The sequence below is a fragment of the Parerythrobacter aurantius genome, from assembly GCF_045291475.1.
GTDB classification, from domain to species: Bacteria; Pseudomonadota; Alphaproteobacteria; order Sphingomonadales; family Sphingomonadaceae; genus Parerythrobacter; species Parerythrobacter aurantius.
Genome location: NZ_CP147985.1, coordinates 277938 through 303647, shown reverse-complemented (window position 1 = coordinate 303647; position 25710 = coordinate 277938). Strand labels below are relative to the sequence as shown.

The following is a 25710-nucleotide window of genomic DNA, read 5'->3' as shown; positions in this document are numbered from 1 at the left end:
GGGCACCGGCCTAGCGGCCCCGCAAGCCTACGTCTAGCCGAGCGGGCGGGCGTCGATTTCAGTGAAGGTCTGCGGCGGCGTGTCGAGCCTGAAGGGTTGCAACCGCGCCCCGGCCGTTCCCGCAGTCTTGCCTACGACGAAGGTAAAGGCCCGTGCCGGCGCGTCGGCGGCTTGCGCCTTCAGCCGGACCAGCGGCACGTAGATCGGCACATTTCCCTGCCGGATGGGCCGCACACTGCGCAGCTCCAGCCGCAGGTCGCCGGTCACCACCTTGCGCTGGCCTGCGCCGAGGTGTTCGACTGAGTGAAGCGCGGGCAGGGAAGTCCCCGCATCGGCCAGCTGGTCTGCGATAGGGGCCTGGCCGTGGGCACTGGTCAGGTCGCCGTCCAGCACGATATTGCGCATCGCCGTCGGTGCCCGGTTGCTCAGCGTCAGGCGGTAGCTGAGCGTTGCGGCCATGAGGCTGCGGCTTAGGCGCACCGCCTCGACCTCGACCTTGAGGTAGCGCAGCAGGTCGTCGTCCGCCACCGCCGGCTCGCTTGCGACCACAGGCCGGACGATGGGTGCGGGCGCGCGCACACTTGCCTTGCGGCGGAGGGCAACCAAGCCGGCCGCCAGCGCTGCGAGTGCCACCGCCAGCGCTGCTATCCACCACCACCACGGCAGGCTTTCGTCAGCTGCTGCATCTGCTTCATCGGCCTGGGCGACCGGCGCCGGGGGCGATGCCTCCGGCGACACGGGCGGCAGGGAGAAGCCGGGGGCCGTTCCTCCAGCGCCATCCTGCGGAAGCCCGGTCACCCCGGCGGAGGCGCCGGGCGAAGGCAGGCCGGAGGGAGTACGGGCAGGATCAGTCGCACGGGCGGGGGTGCCAGGCGGCTGGCGCGGAGACGATGCGGGCTGCGTCGCTCCCGCCGCCGGACGCGAGGGCTGTGCCGATGGCGAAGCGGTCGGGGCCGCACTTGTTGGCGCGGGGCTCGGCGTTGCGGTCGGGGTCGCTGTCGGCCGGATGATCGGGCGCGGGGCCACCGGGACGGTCGCGCTGTCGTCCACCGGCCCCTGCGCGCGCGGGGTGGGGGAGGGCGCGGGATTCGGCGGCAGCTGGAAATCACTGGCCGATTGCGCCAGCGCGGGTGCGGCCGGGAAGGCCGTGAGGCCCAAGGCCAGCAGCGGAAGAAGGAAACGGGTGTGCATCGATACTCGTCGAAGGAAAGGCCTGTCCCAAGGGAAGCGGCGCTGAATAGGCTGTGAATTGCTGCGGTCCAACGGCCAGCTTGTGCTTTGGGCAAGATAGCGGCAGAGGCGCGGCATGAGCGACACACCCAAAGGCCCCGCCGCCCAGCCCCAGTTCCTCGGCCAGCAGACGCCCCTGCCGTCCTCGCCCGAGGAGGCGGTGCTCGACTACGTTCCCAATCCGCGGCCCGGTTCGCTCTACCTGGTACGCTTCGCAGCGCCCGAATTCACCTCGCTCTGCCCGGTCACCGGGGCGCCCGATTTCGCCCATCTGGTGATCGATTATGCGCCGCAGGATACCATCGTCGAATCCAAGAGCCTCAAGCTGTTCCTCGGCTCCTTCCGCAACCACAACGGCTTTCACGAAGACGTGACGGTCGGGATAGGCCAGCGCCTCGCGGCGGAAATGCAGCCCCGCTGGCTGCGCATCGGCGGCTACTGGTACCCGCGCGGGGGCATTCCGATTGATGTCTTCTGGCAGACCGGCGTCGCCCCAGAAGGGCTCTGGGTGCCCGAACAGGGCGTGGCCGGCTACCGCGGTCGAGGCTGATCGCGGTCGCCGGCCGGCGGCGCCACTCAACCTGCTCCCACAGCCCGAAAAATCATCCAGTTCAGGAGGTTCACAGCTCTCCTACAATCGTTTGCACAAAGGCATTGCAATCGATTGCGGAATTGTTACAACGGCTCCGACTCGGATGGCTGTGCATGCGCAGACCATTCGGCGGAACAGGAGAGGGATTCCGATGAAAACCAGTTACCGTACCTGTGTGTCCGTGCTCGCCCTTGTCGTGGCGCTGCCGTTTTCGGGCGCCGCCATGGCGCAGGATGCCGAGGAAGGCACCACGGACGCCACCGGGCTCGACGTGATCGTTGTCACCGCATCGAGCGGCAACCAGACACAGATCGAAAGCTCGATCTCGGTCACCGCGATCGACGATTCGATCATCCAGAACTTCCAGCCCCAGTCGGAAGCGGAAATTTTCCGCCTGCTGCCGGGTATCCAGACGCCGGGCACTTCGGGTCCCGGCGGCAACTCCAACATCGCTGTGCGCGGCCTGCCCGTCGCGACCGGCGGTGCGCCCTTCGTCCAGCTGCAGGAAGACGGCTTGCCGCTGGTGCTGTTCGGGGACATCCAGTTCGGCAACAACGACTACTGGACGCGGTTCGACACGACCACTGCCACGGTCGAGGCGGTCCGCGGCGGTTCGGCCACGACGCTGGCGAGCCAGGCACCGGGTGCGGTCATCAACTATATCAGCCACACCGGTGCAACCGAAGGCGGGCTGGTGCAGCTGACCAAGGGTGTCGACTTCAACGATACCAAGCTCGACTTCCGCTATGGCGGGCCGATTGCGTCCGACCTCTATTTCCATGTCGGCGGCTTCTTCCAGCGCGGCAAGGATCCGCTGGGCGTGGATTACACGATCAACGACAGCATCCAGGTGAAGGGCAATCTCACCAAGGAATTCGGCGATGGCGCCTCGTTCCTGCGGCTGTTCTTCAAGGTCGCCGATACGCAGGGCATCAACTATACCGGTGCCCCGGCGCTGGCCAATTTCTCGGGCAACAAGATTTCCGACATCCGGGCTTTCCCCGGCTTCGACGGGCGCAGCCAGACGAACTATTCGATCTACAACCAGAACCAGCTCATCTATAACCGCGACCGCGCCTTCGAGCGTGTCGGGATCGACGGCATCTCGACCGACCAGAAATACATCGGCGCTCAGCTGCACTGGGAATTCGGCGACAATTTCACCATCGACAACAAGGCGCGGTATTCCGACCTTTCGGGTAGCTTCTCCTCGCCCTTCCTCAATATCGCGCCCACATCCAGCGTGATCGGATCGACCGTCAACGGCCGTACCGTGGCGCAGATCCGCTATGCCGACGGCCCGAACGCCGGGCAGGTCTTTACCGGGGCGCTGCTGGACAACAACGTCAATGTCACGACCAACATGCGCGATCTCGGCGCTTTCGTGAACGATCTCGTCCTGGCGGGCGAGTTCGATCTCGGCTCCATGGTCGTGACCGCGCGCGGCGGGTTCTTCTACATGGACCAGACCATCGCGATGGACTGGCACGTCAACAAGTCGACGCGCGAGCTGTCGGGGGACAACCCCTCGCAGCTCGACCTGTTCGATGCCGCCGGCAACCAGCTGACCTACCAGGGCATTTCGGGCTACAACAACAACTGGGGCAGCTGCTGTGCCCGCGACTACGATCTTGGTTACACCAACACAGCGCCCTATGCGCAACTCGTGCTCGACCACGACCTGTTCAACTTCGACGCCTCGGTCCGCTTCGAACGGGTCAGCGCCAGCGGCTATGCCATTGCTGGCGGCAACACCTTCCTGGTGACGCCGGATCCGAGCAGGCCCACCCTGCAGATCGAGGCGATCACCGCCAATGGCACCCGCGAACAGCTCGACTACAGCCGCAGCTATACCAGCTGGTCGGTCGGCGGCCTGTTCAAGGCGTCGAGCGATGTCTCGGTCTTCGCCCGGGCCTCGCGCGGCGGCCGGTTCAACTCTGACCGGCAAACGCTGGGCGGCAAGATCGCCAGCGACGGATCGCTGTGCACCGGCCAGGAGGCGCTGGCTGGAACCAATGGTTGCAGCGCGGACGGCGTCACGCCTTCGGTCGATTTCGTCAACCAGTACGAACTGGGCGTGAAGGCGCGCGGCGGCCTCGGCGGCGGCGACTGGACGGCGGAACTCACCTTGCTCAAGGGCGATTTCAGCCAGAGCACCTTCGAGCTCTCGGCCACGCGTTGCCCCGGCGGTGCCGGCGGCTGTATCATCGACAGCAACTACAAGTCGCAAGGGTTCGAATTCTTCGGCACCTATCGCAACGGTGGCCTGCTGTTCGTGGCCAATGCCACCTATTCCGATGCCCAGCGCAAGCTCTCGGGGGCTCCGAGTTACACCAAGGCGCCGTTCATTCCCGACCTCAGCTATTCGCTCTCGGCCTCGTACGACTTCGGCGACCTTGCGACCTTCGGTCTTTCCGCGACCGGGCAGAGCAGCGTTGTCGACGATGCCCTGCGCGAATTCGAGGGCAAGACCACCTTCAACGCCTCGCTGCGGATCAATCCGATGGAGAACCTGCAGTTCGGTCTCAACGTCTACAACATCTTCAACACCTACGACCTGCGCGGAAACGGCGCGACGCTCGTCAACGGGGGTGTGACCCCCGCGATCGTCAGCGGTACCCCGGTACCGGGCCGCAACATCAGCGCCTCGGTCCGCCTGTCGTTCTGAGGATGAAGGGTTGACGGGATTGTGCGGCGCGATGGGGGTCGCGGCGCACATCCTCCAGGCGGGGCCCACCCGCCAGACGGGGACCGGTGGTTGAGGCTACCGGTCCCTTTTTTTGGTCGCTAAGGTCGAGCTATGACGGATGCAGCAAAGGACCGGGCAATCCGGTCGATCCTGGTGGTAGGCGGCGGTTCGGCCGGCTGGATGACGGCGGCGGCCTTGGCCAATGCCTTGCCCAGGGGTTGCGCCATTACTCTGGTCGAATCCGAAGCCATCGGCACCGTCGGCGTGGGCGAAGCGACCATCCCGCCGATCCGCACCTTCAACGCCATGCTGGGCATCGACGAGCGCGAGTTCATCCGCGAGACGCAGGGCTCGTTCAAGCTCGGCATCGAGTTCGTCGACTGGGGCGCCAAGGGCACGCGCTATTTCCACCCCTTCGGCCCGCACGGCAAGCCGATGGACATCCGCGACGTCCACCAGCTGTGGTTGCAGGCGCGGCTGGCGGGCGAGGACGCGGGGGAATTCGACGAATTGTCGATGGCCTGGCAACTGGCGAAGGCCGGCCGCTTCACCATCCCCAGCCCCGACGGGCGCAACGTCCTGTCGACCTTCGACTATGCCTTCCATTTCGATGCCGGGCGCTATGCGCGCTATCTGCGCACCTATTCGGAGCAGCGCGGCGTCACCCGGGTCGAAGGCAAGATCGCCGATGTCACCCTCGATGGGGAGAGCGGCATTGTCTCCTCGGTCACGCTCGAGGACGGGCGAGTGCTGGAGGCCGAGCTGTTCATCGACTGCTCCGGCTTTCGCGGACTGCTGATCGAAGGGGCGCTGGGGGCCGGGTACGACGACTGGACCCACTGGCTGCCGTGCGACCGCGCGGTGGCGATCCCGTGCAGCCACGGCCATGGCGAATTCACGCCCTACACCCGCTCGACGGCGCGCGAGGCGGGCTGGCAATGGCGCATCCCGCTGCAGCACCGGATCGGCAATGGCTACGTCTATTGCAGCAAGTTCATCAGCGACGAGGATGCCGAGCAGACCCTGCTGGCGAACCTCGACGGGGAGCCGCTGGCAGGGCCCAACCGGCTGCGCTTCGTCACCGGCATGCGGCGCAAGTTCTGGGACCGGAACGTCGTCGCGATCGGCCTGTCGAGTGGTTTCATGGAACCATTGGAATCGACCAGCCTCCACCTGATCCAGGCGGGGATATCCAAGCTGCTGGCACTGTTCCCGGACCGCAGCTTCGACCCCATGGTGTGCGACGAGTACAACCACATCGCCCGCACTGAATTCGAACGCATCCGCGACTTCCTGGTGCTGCACTACAAGCTGACGACGCGCGAGGACTCCGAGCTGTGGCGCTATTGCCGCGACATGGAGGTGCCCGACACGCTGGCCTTCAAGATCGAGCATTTCCGCCGCTATGGTCGCCATATCGCGCGCGACATGGACCTGTTCGGCCCACCGAGCTGGCACGCGGTCCATATCGGGCAGGGCAATATCCCCGAGGCGTGCGACCCTGTGGCGGGATACCGCGAGCAGGCACCGGGCGAATGGCTCGGCCGCCTGAAGGCGGCAATGGCGGCAGAGGCGGCGAAGCAGACCACCCACCAGCAGTTCATCGACCGGCATTGTAAGGCCCCGGCGGTGTGACAGCCGCGATGGCGCAGCTGGATGCCCATTCGCTGGCGAAGCAGGCGCAGGCGGCCTATGCCGTGCAGGACATGGCCGCCGCCTGCGCCGCTGTTGACGCCGCCGTCGAGCAGATGCCGGACAGCCCGGCGCTCGCCTTCATGCAGGCGCAATTCCATTGGGAGGCATGGTTCGAGGCCGTGCCGCTGTTCGAGCGGGCCGCGCTGCTCAATCCGGGCAGGAGGGACGTGGTGCGCAACGCCGCGCTGGCGCTCGCGTCCGAGGGGCAGGGCACGCGGGCGATGCGGCTGCTTGATGGCATCCTCGCGCGCAATCCCGGCTGGATCGAGGGCCACAATACCCTTGCCACCCTGCGCACCACGGCGGGCGAGGAAGATCCACTGCGCAGCTTTGCCGAGGCGGCCAGGCGTGAGCCAGGCAATGCCGCGCTGAGGCAAGCATGGTTCCACAAGCTCGCGGCGGCGAGGGACTGGGACGGTGCCCGCCGCGTGCTGGCCCTGGGCGAGATGCCCCTGCTGCGCCTGTGGCTTGATTGCGAGAGTGGCGAGGCAGGAGGCGATCCGGCGATCTTCGCGCAGTTCGAGGGGTCGCGGGACCCGGGCCTGGTGCTGCTGCAAGTGCGGCACGCCTTGCGCAATGGCGACCCGTCGCGGGCGCTCGCGCTTTCGCAGGCGCAGTTGGCGACGCCGCAGGCAGGCCAGTTCTGGCCCTATGCGAACCTGTGCTGGCGGCTGGCGGGCGACGAGCGCGCCGAATGGCTGGACGGCGGTTTTGCGCGGTCGATCGATCTCGGCCTGCACGACGATGAGCTGGCCGATCTGGCGGTGTTCTTGCGCGGATTGCACCGCATGGCCGCGCCCTATCCCGAACAATCGGTGCGGGGCGGGACGCAGACAGAGCGCAACCTGTTGCTGCAACATGATCCGCTGATCAAGCAACTACGTGGCAAGATTACCGAGGCGGTTCGCGGCTGGCGGGACGGCCTGCCCGACGATCCCAGCCATCCGCTGCTCTCACGCAAGCCCGACGCGATCCGCTTCACCGGCAGCTGGTCGGTGCGGTTGGCGGGCGGGGGGCATCACAGCGCGCATACCCATCCCCATGGCTGGGCGAGCTCGGCGCTCTATATCGTCGTGCCGCCGGAACCGGGGCGCGACCATGCGGGCGAGCTGGCGCTGGGTATGGCCCCACCGGAACTGGGGCTGGACCTTGCGCCGACGCAATACGTCACGCCCAAGCCCGGGCGGCTGGCGCTGTTCCCCTCTACGACATGGCACGGCACCGTGCCGATCGTGGGCGAGGAGCGGCTGACGGTCGCCTTCGATGTCGCGCCGGGACCAACAGGGAGCAATAGGTGAGCGAACCGATGATCGGCGCGGTCGAGGCTGGCGGGACCAAGTTCGTCCTCGCCCTCGCACGCATGGACGGGACCATCGTCGAACGGGCGCGGATGGAGACGCGCACCCCGGCCGAGACCTTTCCCGAAATGCGGGACTTTTTTGCCGGTCATGCTTTGGCCGGGATCGGCATCGCCAGCTTCGGGCCAATCGACATCGATCCCGCATCACCCGCCTATGGCACCTTCACCACCACCCCCAAGCCGGGCTGGAGCGGCGCGCGGTTCCACGATGCGCTGGCCGGCCTCGGTGCGCCGATCATCGTCGACACCGACGTGAACGGCGCGGCGCTGGGCGAATGGCTGGCAGGGGCGGGGCAGGGCTGTGAGACGCTCGCCTATACCACTGTCGGCACGGGCATCGGCACCGGCGTCCTGCACAGGGGCGCATCGCGCGGGGGCATCAGCCATCTGGAGGCGGGGCACGTGCGCCCGCCGCGCGATGCGGCGCGCGATCCTTTCGCCGGGCGCTGCCCGTTCCATGGCGACTGCCTCGAAGGGCTTGCCAGCGGCCCGGCGATCATCGACCGCTGGGGTGCCTCGCTCGACGAAATGGCGGCGCGCGAGTCCGACGCCGTGCCGCTGATCGCCTCCTACCTGGCCGATTTCGCCGTCACGCTGGTGCTGATGCACATGCCCGACCGGCTGATCTTCGGCGGCGGGGTGATGAAGGCGCCGGGCCTGCTCGAGAGCCTGCGTGTGCAGACCGAGGAAAGGCTTGCAGGCTATGTCTCGCACCCCCGGCTCGATCCCGGACTAGCGCGCTATATCGTCGCTCCGGGCCTGGGTGACGATGCGGGGATCATTGGCGCGATCGAGCTTGCCCGCCGCGCCTCAGGCCAGCGAGGCGACTGACACGCGCTGCGGCTGGTCGGTTTCCACCGCCAGTCGCGCTGCGCCCAGGCGATGCTGGAAGCCGGCGCTGCCTGTGCCATCCGGCGTCAGCACTTCGATCGTCTCGCTGTCGAGCCAGAGCGATAGCCCCTCGCCGTCGCGGCGTTGCAGCACGGCATCGGCATCGAGAAACGGCAGTGCGGCGTCGCGCCGTTCGAGCCGCCATCGCTCGCCGTCGGCACGGATGGTGAAATGGCTATCCCGCCCGTCGGTCAGCCGGATTGAACCGGCAAACTCCGCAGAGAGTTCGACCCGGCTGGCAACATCGACCGTCCCGTCGGCACGCAGCGCGCCAAAGTCAGCGAACAGCGCGGCGACGCCGGGTTCGACCTGCTGCGCCAGTCGCAATCCTTCGGCCCGTTCCAGCAGGCCCATCCGGCGTGGCGCGCTCATCACCCCGCGCCAGCCTTTCAGCGGGAAGTCCTTCTGGTAGGCATGGTTTCCCATCCAGCCGATCCACGCCGGTCGTCCGGCATCGTCGCGCGGGCCATTCCATGCGATTGCGGCGTAGAAATCGCGCCCCTGGTCGACCACCTGCCAGCCGCCGTCGGGCAAGAAGCGGTGCCCGTCGAACGAGCCTGTCAGATAGAGCGCCCCGGCACCCGGTGCGCCCTGCAGCGCGTCGACCTTGAACAGCCAGCGCGACTGGCCTTTGCCATTCACTGGCAATTCCACCAGCGTCGGGCACTCCCAGACCCGGCCCGGTGCCGCCTCGCCGGTAATCTCCGATGCGAGATCCCATCGCCTGAGATCGCCGGAGCGGTAGATCTGCGCCACCTGCTCGTTGGATTTGACCACCGCCATGATCCAGCTGTCGCTGGGCTCGTGCCGGAAAACGAAAGGGTCGCGGAAATCGGCCATGCCCAGGTCGAGCACCGGGTTTGCGCCATAGTCGGACCAGCTGTGCCCGCCGTCGATGCTGCCTGCGATCGCCTGTGCCTGGTTGAGGCGCGGCCCGGTCGCGGCCGCCGTATAGATCGCCACCATCGCGCCGCGGCCGAAGCCGGCCGAACCGGCAGGGTCCATGACCGCGCTGCCCGAAAACACCATTCGGGCATCAGTATCGGGCAGGGCGACCGGCAGTTCCTGCCACTGCGCGAGGTCGCGGCTGACCGCATGGCCCCACGACATGTGGCCCCAGTCCTCTCCGCGCGGATTGTACTGGTAGAACATGTGCCACCATTCGCCGTCGTGGACGAGCCCGTTGGGGTCGCTCAGCCAGTTGCGGCGGGGTGTGAAATGATACGAAGGGCGCACCCTGTTCTCCTGCAGGTGGCGAAGGCCTGGACCAGCGCGGCTTAACGCTACTGCAATCGATTGCAATATAGAAGCTGTCATTCTCCGCGATCTGCGGTAGAGCAGGGGGACAATGGCCGAAGACGATACCTCGAAGCCTGGTGACGGGCCCGTAAGGCGCGTGCGCACGCTCGCCGAACTGGCCCAGCTTGCCGGGGTTTCAGCCGGCACGGTGTCGCGGGCGCTTGCCGACAAGCCGATGATCAACGCGCGCACGCGCGAACGCATCCAGGCCCTGGCGCGCAAGCACGGGTTCCAGGTCAACCAGATGGCGAGCAAGCTGCGCCGCCAGAAAACAGGCGTGATCGCGGTGGTCATCCCGCTGGGCCACGACCGGCGCCAGCATATCTCCGACCCGTTCTTCATGACCTTGCTGGGCGCGCTGGCCGACGAGCTGACAGAGCGCGGCTACGACGTGATGCTCAGCCGCGCGATCCCGCAGGAACATCCCGACTGGCTCGACCGGGTGGTCAATTCGGGCATGGTCGACGGGGTGCTGATGATCGGCCAGTCCGACCAGTACGAGGCGATCGAGGCGGTCGCGCGAGATTACGCGCCCATGGTCGTCTGGGGCAGCCACCGAGACGGGCAAGCGCATTGTTCGGTCGGCACCGACAATTTCGCCGGCGGGCGCATGGCGGCGGAATACCTGCTGGGCAAGGGGCTCCGCTCGCTGGTGTTCCTCGGCGACACGACCGGCATCGAGATCGAAGAGCGTTTCCGCGGGGCGCAGGCCGCAGTGGACGAATTCGGCCAGGGTGCGCGCTTGCAGCATGTCCCGATCCACCTTTCGATCGAGGAAATGACCAACGAGATAGGCATCGCCATGACCTCGCTCGACGGGAATATCGACGGCGCGGTGTGCGCCTCCGATGCCATCGCCATGGCGACGATCCGCCAGTTGCACGAACTCGGCCTGCACGTTCCTGCCGACATGGCGGTGATCGGGTTCGACGATCTCCCGCTTGCCCGGCATTCCGTTCCGCAACTGACGACGATCCGCCAGAACATCACCGGCGGCGCTGCGCAGATGGTCAAGCGGCTGATGGCGCGGCTGAACGGAGAGGCTGCCGCCGCGTTGGTCATGCCGCCCGAACTGGTGATCCGCGCCAGCGCCTAAGGGCGGCCGAAGGCGGACGGTTCAATCCGTTTTCCTACAGGGCCACGGCTTCGATACAGTCGCTGCGGCTCTTTCAAATCGTTTTCCGGTGCGGTGCCCCGGCCATGGTGCGCGGCGTAGGGTTTTGGTGTGAACTTTGTGTGACCTTCCAAGTCCAGCATCAGACCAAACGTCTGAATCTCAAGCGATTTCTACGCTGTCCCCGTGGAACGCGAGTCCGAAGGTCGGCGCCGGTGTTCCGCCGAATTGTGTGCGCAGGGTTTCGGGGTGCCTGGCGAAGGTGCGGCCCTGCATGCCCCAGTGGTCGATGAAGCTCCACACCACGCCTTCGCCGGTTGCCCACCAGCTATAGGCTTGGGTCGGTTCCTCCGGCGGATTGGTCGCGATGAGGCCATTGCCGTTCACAGCCGTCCACGGCCCGGTGAAGCGGTCCGCCACCGCGCCGTAGAGCCCGTTCGGCCCGGCCGTAGCCGATGGCGAAAACGTATGTCGCTGGGTCGACCAGAGCAGGTAGTACCGGCCGTCACGGACCAGGATATGCGGCCGCTCCATCTCGTTGTTGACGCCCACCGCGTGGATCAGCGGCTGGCCCAGATCCCATGACCCGCCGACCAGCGTGGCGTAACCGACGAGGCCGTTGTGCGGATTGTCGTCCCATCCGGCGCTGCCGGTGAACAGCAGGTAGGCCTGCCCGCTTGCCGGGTCGCGAAACCAGGCCGGGTCGCGGAACGCCTTGATCGCGCCCGGGGCGCCGCCGGGCTGGTTGGCGGGCATGAAGACGGTGTCGTCGGCGGTAAAAAGTTCCTCCGGTTCCTGCCAGTCGCCCGGGCCATCGGGGCCCAGCACGCCGCCGGTCCCGAAAATGCGCTGTTCGAAGCTGCGTCCCTCGCCGCGATGCCCGGCGGCGGTGAAGAACAGCGTGACCGTCTTTCCGTCGTCGTGAAGGACGCAGGATCCGGCCCATTCCGCCTCGCCGGGCGAGAAGCCGTCGGGCATGGCATTGCCGAGGTCGGTCCATTGCCCGTCCCTGACCCGCATCAGCCGGATCCGCGCATGGAAATGGCGGTGGCCGGGATCGTCGAATTTCTGCGAGGAGAGGAAGAACCAGTACTGCGCCCCGTCCACTTCGACGGTCGAGCCATCCTCGTGCTGCAGCGGCCAGCTGTCCCACAGGTCGAGGTCCGGCGCTATCGGCCGTGCATCTGCCGCCGTGAAGGTCGGCAGTGCGGGCAGGGCCGCGAAGCCTTGCGGGTTCCAGACGCTGACGGCGGACGGATCGAAACGGGCCGGAGACGGGCGCGGGGTGCTGGCCATCAATGGACTTCCTTCATCTCGAATATGGCGACGCTTTCCGCCTTCTGGACCGGCAGGGGGAGGCCCGCATGGGCGAGCCAGCTACCGGTGTAGCGAACCGGCTCGCGCTCCATCCGGTCGTGCAGGTGCGATCGCGGGATGCCGTGTCCGGCTTCCTCCGCGACCGCCAGCAGGCGCACGTCCCAAGCCTCGGCAGATGCGGCGAAGGGCAGGGGCAATGGCTGCGGACGGCGGTCGAGCGGCGGGCTGGTGCGAATGCAATGGAGCAGCTTGTGCCCCGGCGTTCCGGCGACCTGCCAGCGCAGGCTGTCGCTCCCTTCGCCCAGCGCCACAACGGTGCCGTGGAGCAGGTGCCGCCATTCCTTGGAGAAGGCGATCCAGCTTGCGAGTTCGGCGCGGTCGGCCTCGTCCAGCGCGGCCGGGTCGAGTTCGACGCCCAGGTGGCCCATGCTGGCGATGGCCCCACGGAACGACATAGACTGGCTTCGCCCCGTGGCGTGCGACGGGCTCGCGCCAATATGCGAACCCATGATCTCGGGCGGGAGAAAGGCATTGAAACCGCGCTGCATCCGCACCCGGGCGACGGCATCGATGTTGTCGCTCGTCCAGAAGCGGTGGACATAGGGCACGAGCCCGGCATCGCTGCGGCCGCCGCCACCGGCGCAGCCCTCGATCTCGACGTCGGGATGCGCGGCGCGCAGCCGGTCGAGCAGGGCATAGGCGCCGCGGACCTGCGCTGCGCCACCGGAAGGGGCGTGGTCGCGATTGTGGTCCCATTTGAGGTAGCCGATGGGGGCACTCTTCAGGACCGCATCGAGCCGTTCGAACAGGTAGTCGCGCACATCCTTGCGCCGCATGTCGAGCACCAGCTGGTTGCGCGCAGTCGGCCGCTCGCGCCCCGGCGCCGCCAGCGCCCAGTCGGGATGGGCGCGGTAGAGGTCGCTGTCGGGATTGATCATTTCGGGTTCGACCCACAGGCCGAACTGCAAGCCCATGGCCTCGATCTTCATCGCCAGCGGGGCGAGGCCATCGGGGTAGGTCAGCGGATCGGGGAACCAGTCGCCCAGCCCGGCGCGGTCATGGCGGCGGCCTGTGAACCAGCCGTCGTCGAGCACGAAGCGTTCGATCCCGACATCGGCACCGGCCTGTGCCAAGGCTTCGATCCGGCCTGCATCGTGGTCGAAATAGCAGGCTTCCCAGCTGTTGAGATGGACCGGACGCGGTGCCATCGTGCCGCCGGGCCAGCGCAGCATATCGCGCACCGCGGCGTGCATCTGCGCCATCGCACCGTTTCGGCCCCTGTCCGACAGGGCGAGCAGGGCGGCGGGGGCGGTGTAGCGCTCGCCGGGTGCCAGCACGACTTCCCCGGCTGCCAGTATGGCAGCGGCAGACAGTGTCCAGTAGCCCTCGTCGTCTCGTTCGATGGCGAGGCTGTGATCGCCCGACCATTCGAGTTGCACCGCAAGCGTCATGCCGCCATGCCAGCCGGCATCCCGCCCCAGCACGTAGAGCCCCGGCGGCCCGCCATGACCCGACAGCCCGCGCCGCCCGACCTTCTCCCAGCGCTGCTGCGGCATCGGCTCGGTGCATTCGGTAAGCTCGGCATTGTGCCGCCCGCGCCATGAGATGACGTTGGCGAAACCGGCGGACAGAGGCAGCTGCAGGCTGGCGAGGTGCGCCAGCGTCACCGGCGCGGTGCCGGTGTTGCTTAGCGACGCCGAAAAGCGGATCGCGCCGCCGGGCAGGGCATCGAAAGTGCCGCGCCATTCAAGCCCGACCGCCGGATCGGCGCAGGCGATCGACAGCGCGTTCCCGCTTTCCTCGACCGAGCTTTCACCCGGCGCGAAGACCATCGGCGCGCCTTGCCCGTCGCGCAGCTCCACGGCTGCCGGTCCGAACCAGCCGAGCCCGGCAGGCGGCACCAGCGGGATGCCCACATCGCGGTCGAGCGCGAAGGAGGCCGGGCCGCGCCCCTCGCTCGCCCTCGGCAGATCGCCCGGCTCCAGCCTTAGGCCGCAATGGCGCCACAGCACGCCCCGCTTCGGGTCATGTTCCAGGACGATGCTTGCTTGGGCGGAATGGAGGACGTGAAGCTTTGTCATGCCGCGGTAGGTACCGCCTCGCCGGGTTTCTGCCACCCCTCACGCACCCACAGCACGGCGAAAGAAGCGACGAACATGCAGACGCCCGATATGCGCAGCACGTTGCGCGGATCGCCGCCCAGCAGTCCGTCGTAAAGGCCGAGCCCGATCTGCACGAAGCCGAGATTGACCGCGCTCATGATGAAGGCAAACAGCAGCATGGGGATGACGATCATCATGTTGAAGATGCCCATGTAGACGCCGACCCGCTCTGCCGGGATGCAGCCGGACAGGATAACATAGGGGTTCCCCATGATGCTGCCCCACGCGATGCCGACGCCGATGATGACGGCAAACAGCATCGCCTTGTCGGTCACTCCGGGCAACAGCAACATCGATATCCCGCCCGCCGCCAGCGCGAGCGCATGGACGGGGCCGGCGCCGAGCCGCCGGGCGACCGGAACCATGGCAAACGCGCCGAGGAAGGCGATGCCGTTGTAGAAGGCGGCCATCTCGCCATTGGTCAGCACCGCCTGGCGGAACCCGTCGCTGGCCGGATCGGCGGTGCCATAAACGCTGCGGCTGATGGTGTAGATGACATAACCCCAATAGCCCGACATGGCGAACCACTGGAACAGCATCATGATCCCCAGTTTGCGCATCGGCACCGGCATTTCGCGGATGGCAGAGCCGATCTCGGAAAAGGTCGCGCCGAAGCCCCTGGGCTGCTTCTCGATCCACTCGCGCTCCTTCGCGGTCAGCGGCAGCTCGGGCACGCGGGTGACCGACCAGACTATGGTGGCGAGCGAGAGCACCGCGCCGACCCAGAACACCGCGCGCACGGTGTAGGGGATGTTGTGCTCGTCCACCCAGTCGCGGTCCATTCCCATCAGCACCAGCACGGACGGTGTCAGGAAGGCCAGCATCTGGGCGAGGCCAGTGAACGCGCTCTGCGTCAGGAAGCCCGTCTGGCGCTGTACCGGGTTCAGCCGGTCGGCGACATAGGCGCGGTACGGCTCCATGGTAATGTTGTTGCCGGCGTCGAGGATCCACAGCCAGGCGACGGCCGACATGATCGAGGCGGACAGGGGCATGAAAAACAGCCCCACCGCGCACATGATCGCGCCGACGAGGAAATAGGGCGTGCGGCGGCCCAGCCGCGACAGCGTCCGGTCGCTCAGCGCGCCGACGATCGGCTGGACGATCAGCCCGGTCAGCGGCCCGGCCAGTTGCAGCAGCGGCAACTGGCTCTCTTCCGCGCCCAGGAACGAGTAGATCGGCCCCATATTGCCCTGCTGCAACCCGAAGCTGAACTGCAGGCCCAGGAACCCCAGGTTCATGCTCAGGATCTGCCCCAGCGTCAGATGCGGCTTGCGTGCTTCGTCCATGAAATTCCCTCTCCGAACGCCACGGCTAAGCCAAATTGCAATCGTTTGCAATAGCGCCATGCAAGACTCTCGCAGGACCTATCCGTCCGGTGCGGGTGGCTGTCGAAAAGGGTGGTGCCGGCTGCAGGATTCGAACCCGCGGCCCCCTGATTACAAATCAGGTGCTCTACCAACTGAGCTAAGCCGGCGTACTTGTTTGCCCTACCGCTTTGCTGCTTGAGGGCGTACTTGTCTGCCCTATCGCTTTGCTGCTCGAGGGCGTGCTCATTCGCCCTATCGCTTCGCTGCTTGAGGGCAGTTGGCGCGCCACTGCTTCAAAGCGCGCCGAAAGTCCAGCCTTCCGTTCGCGCGACATCGGGCGTCAACCCGGCGGGGGACCAGTAGCGCGGTTCGTGACCGACGGCACGGAGCCAGGCCGCGGTGACCAGCGCGTCCGACGAGTGATCGTCGATGGGGCCGCTTCCTGCGACCGGGGGCGATCCGAGCCGGGCCAGGGCGGTGTTGAGATCCTCGATCCTCCGCAGCTTGGTTTTCGCTCCTCCGACCCCGCCCCCGCGGGCAGCGATGCTGGTGTACATCTCCACTACCACGGGGCCGTTTGCGGGCAGCGGATCGATCGGCCACACGCTGGCGTGGCCGCGCAGCCGGTGGAGCATGCGCATGCCGGTCAGGCTGGACTTGCCTACCTGGGCCGCACCGACGAGGTTGAAATTGCTCACGGGGCGCACGCCCTGATGACGCTGCGCATGTTCGGCGACGCGGAAGCGGCCCTCGCGGGTCTGGGCGCCGGGCCGGTGGAAACGGTCGCCCTCGCCTTCCTTCGAATGGCGGAAATAGCGCGAGGCTTCCGGATGGGAGACGAAGCTGCCTGCCTCGAGATGCGGGTCTTGCTCGCAGATCCGGTCGATCAGCGCCCACAGCGCTTTGGCATCGTCCGGGCTTTCGGCCCAGCCGGGGAAGTAGGCGCCAGCGTCCGCGAAGGGCAGGGCGATCCCCAGGTCCATGCCGACGAGCGTGTCGGGGGGAAGGTCGTCCCGCAGGATATGCAGAACTTCCTCGCGGCTCCATGCCCGTCCTCGCCGGACCAGCACCGGCGGGCCGCCTGCGGCGTCGGCGATCGATAAGGCGATCCCCTTCTGGCGTTCGCCCCGTGCGCCCGACCAGTCGATGGCGAGGAAATGGGTGAAGCGCCTCACCCGCGCTCCGCCCGCAGCTTGTCCCAGTATTCCAGCCGTTTCCTCACCTCCCGCTCGAACCCGCGTTCGACCGGCTCGTAAAAGCTTTGCGGTGCCATCCCCTCGGGCCAGTAATTGTCGCCGGAAAAACCATCTTCCGCGTCGTGATCGTAGGCATAGCCCGCCCCGTAGCCGATTTCCTTCATCAGCTTGGTCGGGGCGTTAAGGATGTTCTGCGGCGGCATCAGGCTGCCCGTCTCGCGGGCGCTTTTCCATGCTGCCTTCTGTGCCTTGTAGGCGGCGTTCGATTTGGGCGCGGTGGCGAGGTAAAGGCAGGCCTGGACGATTGCCAGCTCGCCTTCGGGGCTGCCGAGGAAGTCGTAGGAATCCTTGGCGGCGAGGCACTGGACCAGCGCCTGCGGATCAGCGAGGCCGATGTCCTCGCTGGCGAAGCGGACCAGCCGACGGAGCACATAGAGCGGCTCCTCGCCCGCCACCAGCATCCGCGCCATGTAATAGAGCGCCGCCTGCGGGTCGGAGCCGCGCAAACTCTTGTGCAACGCGCTGATGAGGTTGTAGTGCCCCTCGCGGTCCTTGTCGTAGACGGCGACGCGGCGCTGCAGGAAGGCGCCCAGCGCCGCCGGGTCGAGCGGTTCCGCGATCTTCGCATGGTACAGGGTTTCGGCCTGGTTAAGCAGGAAACGGCCATCGCCATCGGCGCTCGCGATCAACGCTTTGCGCGCTTCGGCCGTGAGGGGTAGCGGTCCCTCCAGTTCCTCCGCCCGGTCGAGCAGCTTGCCCAGCGCCTCGGCATCGAGCCGGTGGAGAATCAGCACCTGCGCGCGGCTGAGCAGCGCGGCGTTGAGTTCGAAGCTGGGGTTCTCGGTCGTTGCCCCGACCAGCGTCACGGTCCCGCGCTCGACGAAGGGCAAGAAGCCGTCCTGCTGGGAGCGGTTGAAGCGGTGGATCTCGTCCACGAAAAGCAGTGTGCGCTGACCGGCTTGCGCCATCCTGTCGGCCTCGGCGAAGGCTTTCTTGAGGTCGGCGACACCGCTGAACACAGCGCTGATCGCCACGAAGCGCATGCCGACGGCATCGGCCAGCAGGCGCGCGGTGCTGGTCTTGCCGGTGCCGGGCGGGCCCCACAGGATCATGCTCGAAAGGCGCCCGGCCGCCACCATCCGCCCGATCGCGCCTTCGGGTCCGGTCAGGTGCTCCTGCCCGATGACCTCGTCCAGCGAGCGCGGGCGCAGCCTGTTGGCCAGCGGCGCATCCTCGCGCGGCTCGTCCGGAGTGCTCGGGGGCGGGTCGTCGTTGAACAAGTCGGCCATTTGTCGGGCGTCCTATACCGCTCGTCGGGAAAACGCATCAGTGCACTCGCCCTCCCTTGCAATGACCTATGCAAGATATATCTTAGAAATATCTTTAGGCGCATAAGGAGGCTTGGCATGTACGGACATCGGTATCGCGGCAAATTCGGCAAGGGCGCCTGGCCCTTTATCGCCATGATGGGCGGGGCGCGCGGGTGGGACAGCTTCGGACCTAATGGTCCATTCGGCCCGAGCGGTCCGTTCGGACCTTCGGGACCATTCGGCCCGGGAGGCCCCTTCGGCGAAGGCGGTCGCAGACGTCGCGGGCGCATGTTCGGCTCGGGCGAGCTGCGGCTGGTGCTGCTGAAACTGATCGCCGACGAACCGCGCCATGGCTACGAACTGATCAAGGCCATCGAGGAAATGACGGCGGGCGATTACGCACCGAGCCCTGGCACGATCTATCCCACGCTTTCGCTTTTGCAGGACGAAGGTGCGATCGCCGAGGCTGCCAGCGCCGACACACGCAAGGCCTATGAAGCGACCGAGGCCGGACGGGCCGAACTGGCCGAGCGCGCCGACGAGGTCGACGCGCTGATGGATCGCCTGGGCGCGCACGGCGAACGGGCCAAGGGCGGCGCCGCCCCGCACGACCTCTTCCGCGCGGCCGGCAACCTCGCCAGCGTGCTCAAGCACAAGTACAAGGCCGGCGAGATCGACGAGGCCATGCGGCAGGAAATCGTCGACATGATCGACGACCTCGCCAAACGGATCGAGCGCCTCTGACAGGTCGCGACCGCTTCGCAATCCGTTTCGACTTGTCCGAATCACGTGTTACCATGCCTCCACAAACCGCCCGCAACGAGGCGGGAGGAGGAGGGTATTGCAATGGACAGGTTAGGCAGGGCCGCAGCGCCGTGGCACCTTTGGGCGGTCGGCGGGCTGACGCTGTTGTGGAACAGCGTCGGCGTGTTCAGCTATCTGATGACCGAGCTTGGCAGGCTGGGCGATCTCGGCATGACTGCCGGCCAGATCGCCTGGTTCGACAGTTTCCCGGCATGGGCGACCGCGGTGTGGGCGCTGGGCGTCTGGGGCGCGTTCCTCGCCTCGATCCTGCTCCTGTTGCGATCGCGCTGGGCCGTGACGGCGGTGATGGTGGCCTTGGTCGGCCTTGTCGGCACGACGATCTACCAGAATTTCGTGACCGAAGTTCCCGCCGACTTGCACAACCCGGGCCTTGACCTGACGATCTGGGCGACCACGCTATTCATGCTGTGGTACGCGCTCAGGATGCGCCGCGAGGGCATTCTGCGCTGAATCGAAGTCCGCGCGCCTCGGCGATCCGCAGGTAGGTATCGACCACCGCTTGGTTGATCGCGTCCCAGCTGTATGCGCGGCTGCGCCGTTCGCCTGCCGCGCCGTGCGCGTGCCGGAGGGCCTCGACGGTGCAATACGGGGCTATCGCTTCTGCGAAGAGGCGCGGCTTGCCCGCCGGGACCAGCCTGCCGGTCTCGCCGTCATGCACCAGGCTCGATGCGCCGGTGGCCGACGCGGCGACGACCGGGAGCCCGCTCGCCATGGCTTCGAGGGTGACATTGCCAAAGGTTTCGGTGATCGACGGATTGAAGAACACATCGGCGCTGGCCAGCGCGCGGCCCAGATCCGCGCCGGTCTGGAACCCTGCGAAAATGCCGCCGGGCAAGGCCTTCTCGAACCACTCGCGCGCCGGACCGTCGCCGATCACCAGCACTTTGTGCGGCGCGCCCAGCTTGCGCAGTTCGGCTATTGAATCGGCGAAGACGTCGAGACCCTTTTCCATCACCAGCCGGCCGAGGAAGGCGACGGCGACGTCCGCGTCGGCAAGGCCTATGGCGCGCCGCCAATCCATGTCCCGCTTGCCGGGATCGAAAATCTCGCGGTCCACGCCGCGCGTCCACAGGCCGATGTCGCAATGCATCCCCATCGCCTTGTATTCCTCGATCATGCTCTGCGACGGCGCGACCAGCGCATCGCAGCGTTTGTAGAATCGGCGCAGAATCCACTCGATGCCCGGCTCGATGAAGGCGAGATTGTAGTAACGCGGATAGGTCTCGAAGCGTGTGTGGACGGACGCAAGGACCGGTATGTCCCGCTCCCTTGCCCAGCTGACGGCGGCATGGCCCGTCGGATCCGGCGAGGAGACATGGACCATGTTCGGCCTGAACGCCTCGAGCGCATCCTTTGCCTTGGCACTCAATCCCAGCGGCATGCGGTACTCGCCGCGCCCCTTCACCGGCATGCGGATGTTGGGCACGTCGAACAATTCGCCGGTCGGCTCGAAATCGGGTTTGTCGACCACGGGCGAGAATACGCGCACGGCGGCACCCTGCCGCAGCAGGTAGCCGACCAGCCTGTTCAGGGCCTGGTTCGCACCGTCGCGGGTGTAATTGTAGTTCCCGCTGAACAGCGCGATCCGCAAATCGCTCGTCTCCATCGCACCGGCCATAGGCAAGCGGAACCCGATTGGCGAGGGGGTGTTGGTCCGATGCGCGAACCCTTCTGTCGATGACCGGAAGTTTCCGATTGACTTGATCCTGCGCAACTCTAGTGCGGCCAGCGGGCCACGCGGTCCCAACGCCGCGCGAGCTCTCTGCAAGGAGAGAATACATGACTGCCGAACCGACGCTCAAGCCTGAGCGCCCCTTCTTTTCGTCGGGTCCGACCGCCAAGTTCAAGGGCTGGTCTGCCGCAAATCTCAAAACCGAAGTCCTCGGCCGCTCGCACCGCAGCGCGCTCGGCAAGTCGCGGCTGAAATATGCCATCGACCTGTCGAAGGAATTGCTCGGCGTGCCCGAGGATTACCTCGTCGGCATCATGCCCGCATCGGACACCGGCGCACTCGAATGCGCCATGTGGACCATGCTCGACCCGGCCCGCCCGGCGACGGTGGCGGCGTGGGAAAGCTTCGGCAATATCTGGATCCAGGATGCGGCTAAGCAGCTCAAGCTGCCCCGGCTGACCACGCTCGACGCGGATTACGGCGAGATTCCCGATCTTGCTTCGATCCCGCAGGACAACGACGTCGTTTTCACCTGGAACGGCACCACTTCGGGCGCGAAGATCCCGAACACCGACTGGCTCGCCCCGGGCCGCGAGGGCGTGACCATCAACGATGCCACCAGCGCCGTCTTCGCCATGGAGATGGACTGGCCCAAGCTCGATGCCACGACCTACAGCTGGCAGAAGGTGATGGGCAGCGAGGCGCAGCATGGCATGCTGGTCCTCAGCCCCAAGGCCGTCGCCCGGATCGAGGAATACGATCCGGCCTGGCCGCTGCCCAAGCTGTTCCGCCTCAAGAAGGGCGGCAAGATCAACGAAGGCATCTTCAAGGGCGAGACGATCAACACGCCTTCGATGCTGGCGACCGAGGATTACATCCTCGCGCTCGAATGGGCGCAGGCGATCGGGGGGCGCAAGGCCCTGATCGAACGGGCGGATGCCAACGCGAAGATCGTCACCGACTGGATCGAAGCGACCCCCTGGGTGCGCAACCTCGTGTCGGACCCGGCCAAGCGCACCAACACCGGCGTCTGCTTCCGCTTCCAGGGCGACTGGTACGACAGCCTGTCTGCCGAAGACCAGGCCGCCGTGCCCAAGAAGATCGCCTCGATGCTGGAAGCCCGCGATGTCGGCTACGACTTCAACGGCTATCGCGACGCGCCGCCGTCCCTGCGCATCTGGTGCGGCGGCACGGTCGAGCAGGAAGATCTGAAGCGCCTGCTGCCGTGGATCGAGTGGGCATACGAACAGGTCAAGGCCGGCGCGTAGGCCGACCCGATCGTTTCCTCCTTTCCATTCCCGTTCGTCCCGAGCTTGTCGAAGCGCCGTTCTTTTCTTCGAGTGCTGCGCCGAAAGTGAAGTGCAGCCCATCGACAGGCTGAGGGCGAACGGAGTTCACATTTCCGGAGTAATCCAATGACCAAGCCCAAAGTCCTCATCAGCGACAAGATGGACCCCAACGCCGCCAAGATCTTCGAAGAGCGCGGCTGCGAGGTCGACGTGAAACCCGGCATGACGCCCGACGAACTGAAGGCCGTGATCGGCCAGTACGACGGGCTTGCCATCCGTTCGGCGACCAAAGTCACGAAGGAGATCCTCGACGCGGCGACCAATCTCAAAGTCATCGGCCGCGCCGGCATCGGGGTGGACAATGTCGATATCCCCTACGCCAGCAGCAAGGGCGTGGTGGTGATGAACACGCCGTTCGGCAACTCGATCACGACAGCCGAACACGCCATCGCCCTGCTGTTCGCCGTTGCGCGGCAGATACCTGCGGCCGATGCCGGGACGCAGGCAGGCACCTGGCCCAAGAACGATTTCATGGGCGTCGAACTGACCGGCAAGACGCTCGGCCTGATCGGCGCGGGCAATATCGGCTCGATCGTCGCCACCCGCGCGCTCGGACTCAAGATGAAGGTCGTCGCCTACGACCCGTTCCTGACCGAGGAACGCGCCGTGTCGATGGGTGTCGAAAAGGCCGACCTCGATACGTTGCTCGAACGCGCCGATTTCATCACCCTGCACACGCCGCTGACCGACCAGACCCGCAACATCCTCAGCCGCGAGAACCTCGCCAAGACGAAGAAAGGCGTGCGGATCGTCAACTGCGCGCGCGGCGGCCTGATCGACGAAGCGGCTCTCAAGGATGCGCTCGACAGCGGTCACGTGGCCGGCGCTGCGCTTGATGTGTTTGAGACCGAGCCGCCGGCTGCCGACCATCCGCTGTTCGGAACGAAGAATTTCATCTGCACGCCGCACCTCGGCGCAAGCACGACCGAAGCGCAGGTCAACGTGGCCCTGCAGGTGGCCGAACAGCTGGCGGATTACCTCGTCAACGGCGGCGTCACCAATGCGCTCAACATGCCCTCGCTGAGCGCCGAGGAAGCGCCCAAGCTCAAGCCCTATATGGGGCTTGCCGAGAAACTCGGCAGCCTTGTGGGGCAACTGGCGCATGGCAACCTGACGCAGATCAGCATCGAGCGCGAGGGCGCGGCGGCGGACCTGTCGGGCAAGCCGATCGAGGGCGCTGTCCTCGCCGGGTTCATGCGCCGGTATTCGGATACGGTGAACATGGTCAATGCACCCTATCTCGCGAAGGAGCGGGGCCTCGACGTGCGCTCGATCCGGCACGAGAAGGAAGGGGCCTACAACACGCTGGTGCGGGTCACCGTGGGGACCGAGCAGGGCGACCGTTCGGTGGCCGGCACGCTGTTCGGGACAGAGGCGCCGCGGCTTGTCGAGATATTCGGCGTGCGGATCGAGGCGGAACTCGACGGGCACATGCTCTATATCGTCAACCAGGACGCACCGGGCTTCATCGGCCGGATCGGGACGCTGCTCGGCGAACATGGCATCAACATCGGCACCTTCAACCTGGGTCGTCGCCAGGCGGGCGGCGAGGCCGTACTGCTGCTCAGCGTCGACCAGCCGATCCCGGCCGAAGTGGTCAAGGCGGCGTGCGGGCTGGAAGGGGTCAAGACCGTGATCCCGCTGGCATTCTGATGGCAGATGGGGCAGGGCGCGACGCGCTATGACCAGTACCGACGACCTGCTCCCCATCGGCCTCGAAGACCGTCTCCCGGCAGAGGCGCGCAAGGTCAGCCATGCCATGCGCGCCGCGCTGGCGGCGATGGAGAGCCACGGCTATGACCGGGTCCGCCCGCCGCTGATCGAATTCGAGCGCTCGCTGGCGGGACGGATGGACGGGGTCAGTACCCGCCGCCTGTTCCGCTTCGTCGATCCGCAGAGCCTGCGCACGCTGGCCCTGCGCAGCGACATGACGCCGCAACTGGGGCGTATCGCCTCGACTGCACTGGCGGCAGCGCCGCGTCCGCTGCGGTTGTGCTATGCCGGCGAAGTTGCGACCATTACGGCCGACCAGCTCGATCCGGCCCGCCAGCGCCTGCAGATCGGGGCGGAACTGATCGGATCCGACACGGCGACGGCGGCGAGCGAGATCGTGCTGCTGGCGGTCGAAGCCATCGAGGCGACGGGCGCGGGCGGGATTTCGGTGGACTTCACCTTGCCCGACCTGGTCGACGTGCTGGCGGCCGGCGCTTTCCCGCTGGAAGCCGGACAGGTCGGGAAGGTCCGCCGCGAACTCGATACCAAGGACGCAGGCGGCCTCGTCGATGCCGGTGGTGAAGCCTACCTGCCGCTGATCCATGCGGCGGGGCCCTTGCCCGAGGCGCTGGACCGCCTGCGCGCCATCGATGCGGGCGGAGCGCTGGCCGGGCGTATCGAGGCACTCGAGACTATTGCGGCGCGGCTCGGCAACCGGGCGCGGATAACGCTCGATCCGACCGAACGCCACGGCTTCGAATACCAGAGCTGGTTCGGCTTCACCCTGTATGCCGACGGCGTCCGGGGTGCCCTGGGGCGGGGCGGCACCTACTGGATCAGGGGCAGCGAGGAATCCGCTACCGGTTTTTCGCTCTATCTCGATGCGCTGCTGCCGTCCCTGCCCGATCAGGCGGTGCACGATACCCTGTTCCTCCCCTTGGGGCATGACGGGAACGTCGCCGCGCGGCTGCGGGCCATCGGCTGGCGGACGGTCGCTGCGCTCGCGCCGGAAGACGATGCCGCCGCCTTGGGATGCACCCATCGGCTGGAAGGCGCCGAGCCGGTTGCCCTCTAGCGGAAGATTGCCCCGAGAAAGCCGTCGACCACCGGCGTTGCGGGATAGTCGGCCTCGCCCAGCTTGCGGTTGATTTCCATGTGACCTTTCAGGCCGCGGCCGGGGAAGCCTTCGACCGTTGCCGGCGTCCCGGCCTTGCGCAGCGCATCGCCCAGCGACCTGCTTTGTGCCGTGCCGTCCTTGCGCTGGACGTGCAGGATCAGGAACGCGGGCGCATTGGGTGCAGCGGCGTGGAACGTGGGCGACAGGGCGCGTTGCCGGGCCGGATCGGTTCCGAACGCCTGTTCGTAGGTGTCGCCCATCAGCCGCGCGTTCTCGCCCATCTGTGCCGGCACATCATAGGCCGCGCCGTCCAGCGGCACGATCCCGTCGACATCGTTCATGCTCAGCCCTGCGCCCCGCAACCATTGCGGATCCGTCCCGACGAGGGCGACCAGGTGGGCTCCGGCGCTATGGCCGACAAGGGCGATCCGCTGGCCGTCGAACCCGAGCCTGGCGGAGTTCGCCTTGAGGTAGGCTACGGCGGCGGCGACGTCCGCCGCCTGCTGTTCGACGGTCGCATCGGGCACGAGGCGGTAGTTGAGCGAAGCCACGGCGTAGCCCTGTTCCCGCCAGTGCGAAAGCTTGGCAGAGCCCTTCATCATGGATTTGTCGCCCCGTTTCCAGCCGCCGCCGTGGACGAACACGACCAGCGGGGCGTCTCGCCGTCCGGCAGACCAGTAATCGAGCCGCTGCAAGGGCGCGGTGCCATAGGTCAGTTCCCTGCTGCCGCCGGCAGCCGCGCTCGCGTCGCGCTCGGCAAGCGGCCTCGCCCGATCGGCCGCATTGCCGATCGACGTGGCGGCGACCAGGGCCGATGCCGTGGCCGCGAGGACCAGCGTGGTAATCTTCCTCATCGCAACATCTCCCGGCAG

At 66.7% G+C, this 25710-nt stretch carries 20 protein-coding genes and 1 tRNA gene; 11 read left to right on the top strand and 10 right to left on the bottom strand.

What is annotated here, in order from left to right; all coding sequences use genetic code 11:
- Positions 1-33 precede the first annotated feature (33 nt).
- Positions 34-1191 carry a hypothetical protein gene (locus tag WAB17_RS01565; protein ID WP_435418291.1) on the bottom strand — a complete coding sequence of 386 codons (1158 nt, stop codon included), beginning with the start codon at positions 1189-1191 and terminating at the stop codon, positions 34-36.
- A gap of 115 nt (positions 1192-1306) precedes the next feature.
- On the opposite strand from WAB17_RS01565, the gene queF reads away from it, so the two are divergent.
- The 5 genes from queF to WAB17_RS01540 all read left to right on the top strand — a co-directional run bounded on the left by queF (position 1307) and on the right by WAB17_RS01540 (position 8397).
- A complete protein-coding gene (gene queF / locus WAB17_RS01560) occupies positions 1307-1780 on the top strand; it encodes a preQ(1) synthase (protein ID WP_435418290.1) in 474 nt (157 codons plus the stop codon).
- A 193-nt stretch (positions 1781-1973) separates the two neighbouring features.
- On the top strand, positions 1974-4490 hold the full coding sequence (locus WAB17_RS01555; RefSeq protein ID WP_435418289.1) for a TonB-dependent receptor: 2517 nt from the start codon (positions 1974-1976) through the stop codon (positions 4488-4490).
- A gap of 132 nt (positions 4491-4622) precedes the next feature.
- Positions 4623-6146 (top strand): tryptophan halogenase family protein, encoded by a 1524-nt coding sequence (locus WAB17_RS01550; RefSeq protein WP_435418288.1) that lies wholly within the window; start codon positions 4623-4625, stop codon positions 6144-6146.
- An 8-nt stretch (positions 6147-6154) separates the two neighbouring features.
- Entirely contained in the window at positions 6155-7504 is a 1350-nt protein-coding gene (locus WAB17_RS01545; RefSeq protein WP_435418287.1) for a putative 2OG-Fe(II) oxygenase, read from the top strand.
- Complete coding sequence (locus WAB17_RS01540) at positions 7501-8397, top strand: ROK family protein (RefSeq protein ID WP_435418286.1); 897 nt, start codon at positions 7501-7503, stop codon at positions 8395-8397. The genes WAB17_RS01545 and WAB17_RS01540 overlap by 4 nt, the downstream gene beginning before the upstream one ends.
- Here WAB17_RS01540 and WAB17_RS01535 read toward each other — a convergent pair.
- Positions 8377-9693, bottom strand: a complete 1317-nt coding sequence (locus WAB17_RS01535) for a glycoside hydrolase family 32 protein (RefSeq protein ID WP_435418285.1) — start codon at positions 9691-9693, stop codon at positions 8377-8379. The genes WAB17_RS01540 and WAB17_RS01535 overlap by 21 nt on opposite strands.
- A 112-nt stretch (positions 9694-9805) precedes the next feature.
- Between WAB17_RS01535 and WAB17_RS01530 the strand changes: the two genes are divergently transcribed.
- Positions 9806-10852 carry a LacI family DNA-binding transcriptional regulator gene (locus WAB17_RS01530; RefSeq protein ID WP_435418284.1) on the top strand — a complete coding sequence of 349 codons (1047 nt, stop codon included), beginning with the start codon at positions 9806-9808 and terminating at the stop codon, positions 10850-10852.
- Positions 10853-11032: 180 nt separating this feature from the next.
- Here the strand turns inward: WAB17_RS01530 and WAB17_RS01525 are convergent, their stop codons facing one another.
- The 6 genes from WAB17_RS01525 to WAB17_RS01500 form a co-directional block, all read right to left on the bottom strand.
- Complete coding sequence (locus WAB17_RS01525) at positions 11033-12166, bottom strand: glycoside hydrolase family 68 protein (RefSeq protein ID WP_435418283.1); 1134 nt, start codon at positions 12164-12166, stop codon at positions 11033-11035.
- Complete coding sequence (locus tag WAB17_RS01520; RefSeq protein WP_435418282.1) at positions 12166-14268, bottom strand: alpha-galactosidase; 2103 nt, start codon at positions 14266-14268, stop codon at positions 12166-12168. Before WAB17_RS01520 ends, WAB17_RS01525 begins: the two co-directional genes overlap by 1 nt.
- On the bottom strand, positions 14265-15635 hold the full coding sequence (locus tag WAB17_RS01515; protein WP_435418281.1) for an MFS transporter: 1371 nt from the start codon (positions 15633-15635) through the stop codon (positions 14265-14267). The genes WAB17_RS01520 and WAB17_RS01515 overlap by 4 nt, the downstream gene beginning before the upstream one ends.
- Positions 15636-15747: 112 nt before the next feature.
- Positions 15748-15823 (bottom strand) — tRNA-Thr (locus WAB17_RS01510).
- Positions 15824-15949: 126 nt separating this feature from the next.
- Positions 15950-16831: a hypothetical protein gene (locus WAB17_RS01505; protein ID WP_435418280.1), complete on the bottom strand. Its 882-nt coding sequence runs from the start codon at positions 16829-16831 to the stop codon at positions 15950-15952.
- A complete protein-coding gene (locus WAB17_RS01500; protein WP_435418279.1) occupies positions 16828-18141 on the bottom strand; it encodes a replication-associated recombination protein A in 1314 nt (437 codons plus the stop codon). The genes WAB17_RS01505 and WAB17_RS01500 overlap by 4 nt, the downstream gene beginning before the upstream one ends.
- 117 nt (positions 18142-18258) lie before the next feature.
- Between WAB17_RS01500 and WAB17_RS01495 the strand changes: the two genes are divergently transcribed.
- The gene (locus WAB17_RS01495) at positions 18259-18906 is read left to right on the top strand and encodes a PadR family transcriptional regulator (protein WP_435418278.1); all 648 of its coding nucleotides are present in this window, start codon (positions 18259-18261) and stop codon (positions 18904-18906) included.
- A 102-nt stretch (positions 18907-19008) separates the two neighbouring features.
- On the top strand, positions 19009-19437 hold the full coding sequence (locus WAB17_RS01490; protein WP_435418277.1) for a hypothetical protein: 429 nt from the start codon (positions 19009-19011) through the stop codon (positions 19435-19437).
- On the opposite strand, the gene WAB17_RS01485 is transcribed toward WAB17_RS01490, so the two are convergent.
- Positions 19406-20593, bottom strand: a complete 1188-nt coding sequence (locus WAB17_RS01485) for a glycosyltransferase family 4 protein (RefSeq protein WP_435418276.1) — start codon at positions 20591-20593, stop codon at positions 19406-19408. The two genes, WAB17_RS01490 and WAB17_RS01485, sit on opposite strands and share 32 nt — an antisense overlap.
- Before the next feature lie 173 nt (positions 20594-20766).
- Between WAB17_RS01485 and WAB17_RS01480 the strand changes: the two genes are divergently transcribed.
- The 3 genes from WAB17_RS01480 (at position 20767) to WAB17_RS01470 (ending at position 24796) form a co-directional block, all read left to right on the top strand.
- Entirely contained in the window at positions 20767-21927 is a 1161-nt protein-coding gene (locus WAB17_RS01480) for a phosphoserine transaminase (RefSeq protein ID WP_435418275.1), read from the top strand.
- Between the two features lie 147 nt (positions 21928-22074).
- Positions 22075-23661 (top strand): phosphoglycerate dehydrogenase, encoded by a 1587-nt coding sequence (gene serA / locus WAB17_RS01475; protein WP_435418274.1) that lies wholly within the window; start codon positions 22075-22077, stop codon positions 23659-23661.
- Positions 23662-23689: 28 nt separating this feature from the next.
- Positions 23690-24796: an ATP phosphoribosyltransferase regulatory subunit gene (locus WAB17_RS01470; RefSeq protein WP_435418273.1), complete on the top strand. Its 1107-nt coding sequence runs from the start codon at positions 23690-23692 to the stop codon at positions 24794-24796.
- Here WAB17_RS01470 and WAB17_RS01465 read toward each other — a convergent pair.
- Positions 24793-25692 (bottom strand): alpha/beta hydrolase, encoded by a 900-nt coding sequence (locus WAB17_RS01465; protein ID WP_435418272.1) that lies wholly within the window; start codon positions 25690-25692, stop codon positions 24793-24795. The two genes, WAB17_RS01470 and WAB17_RS01465, sit on opposite strands and share 4 nt — an antisense overlap.
- Positions 25693-25710: the final 18 nt, after the last annotated feature.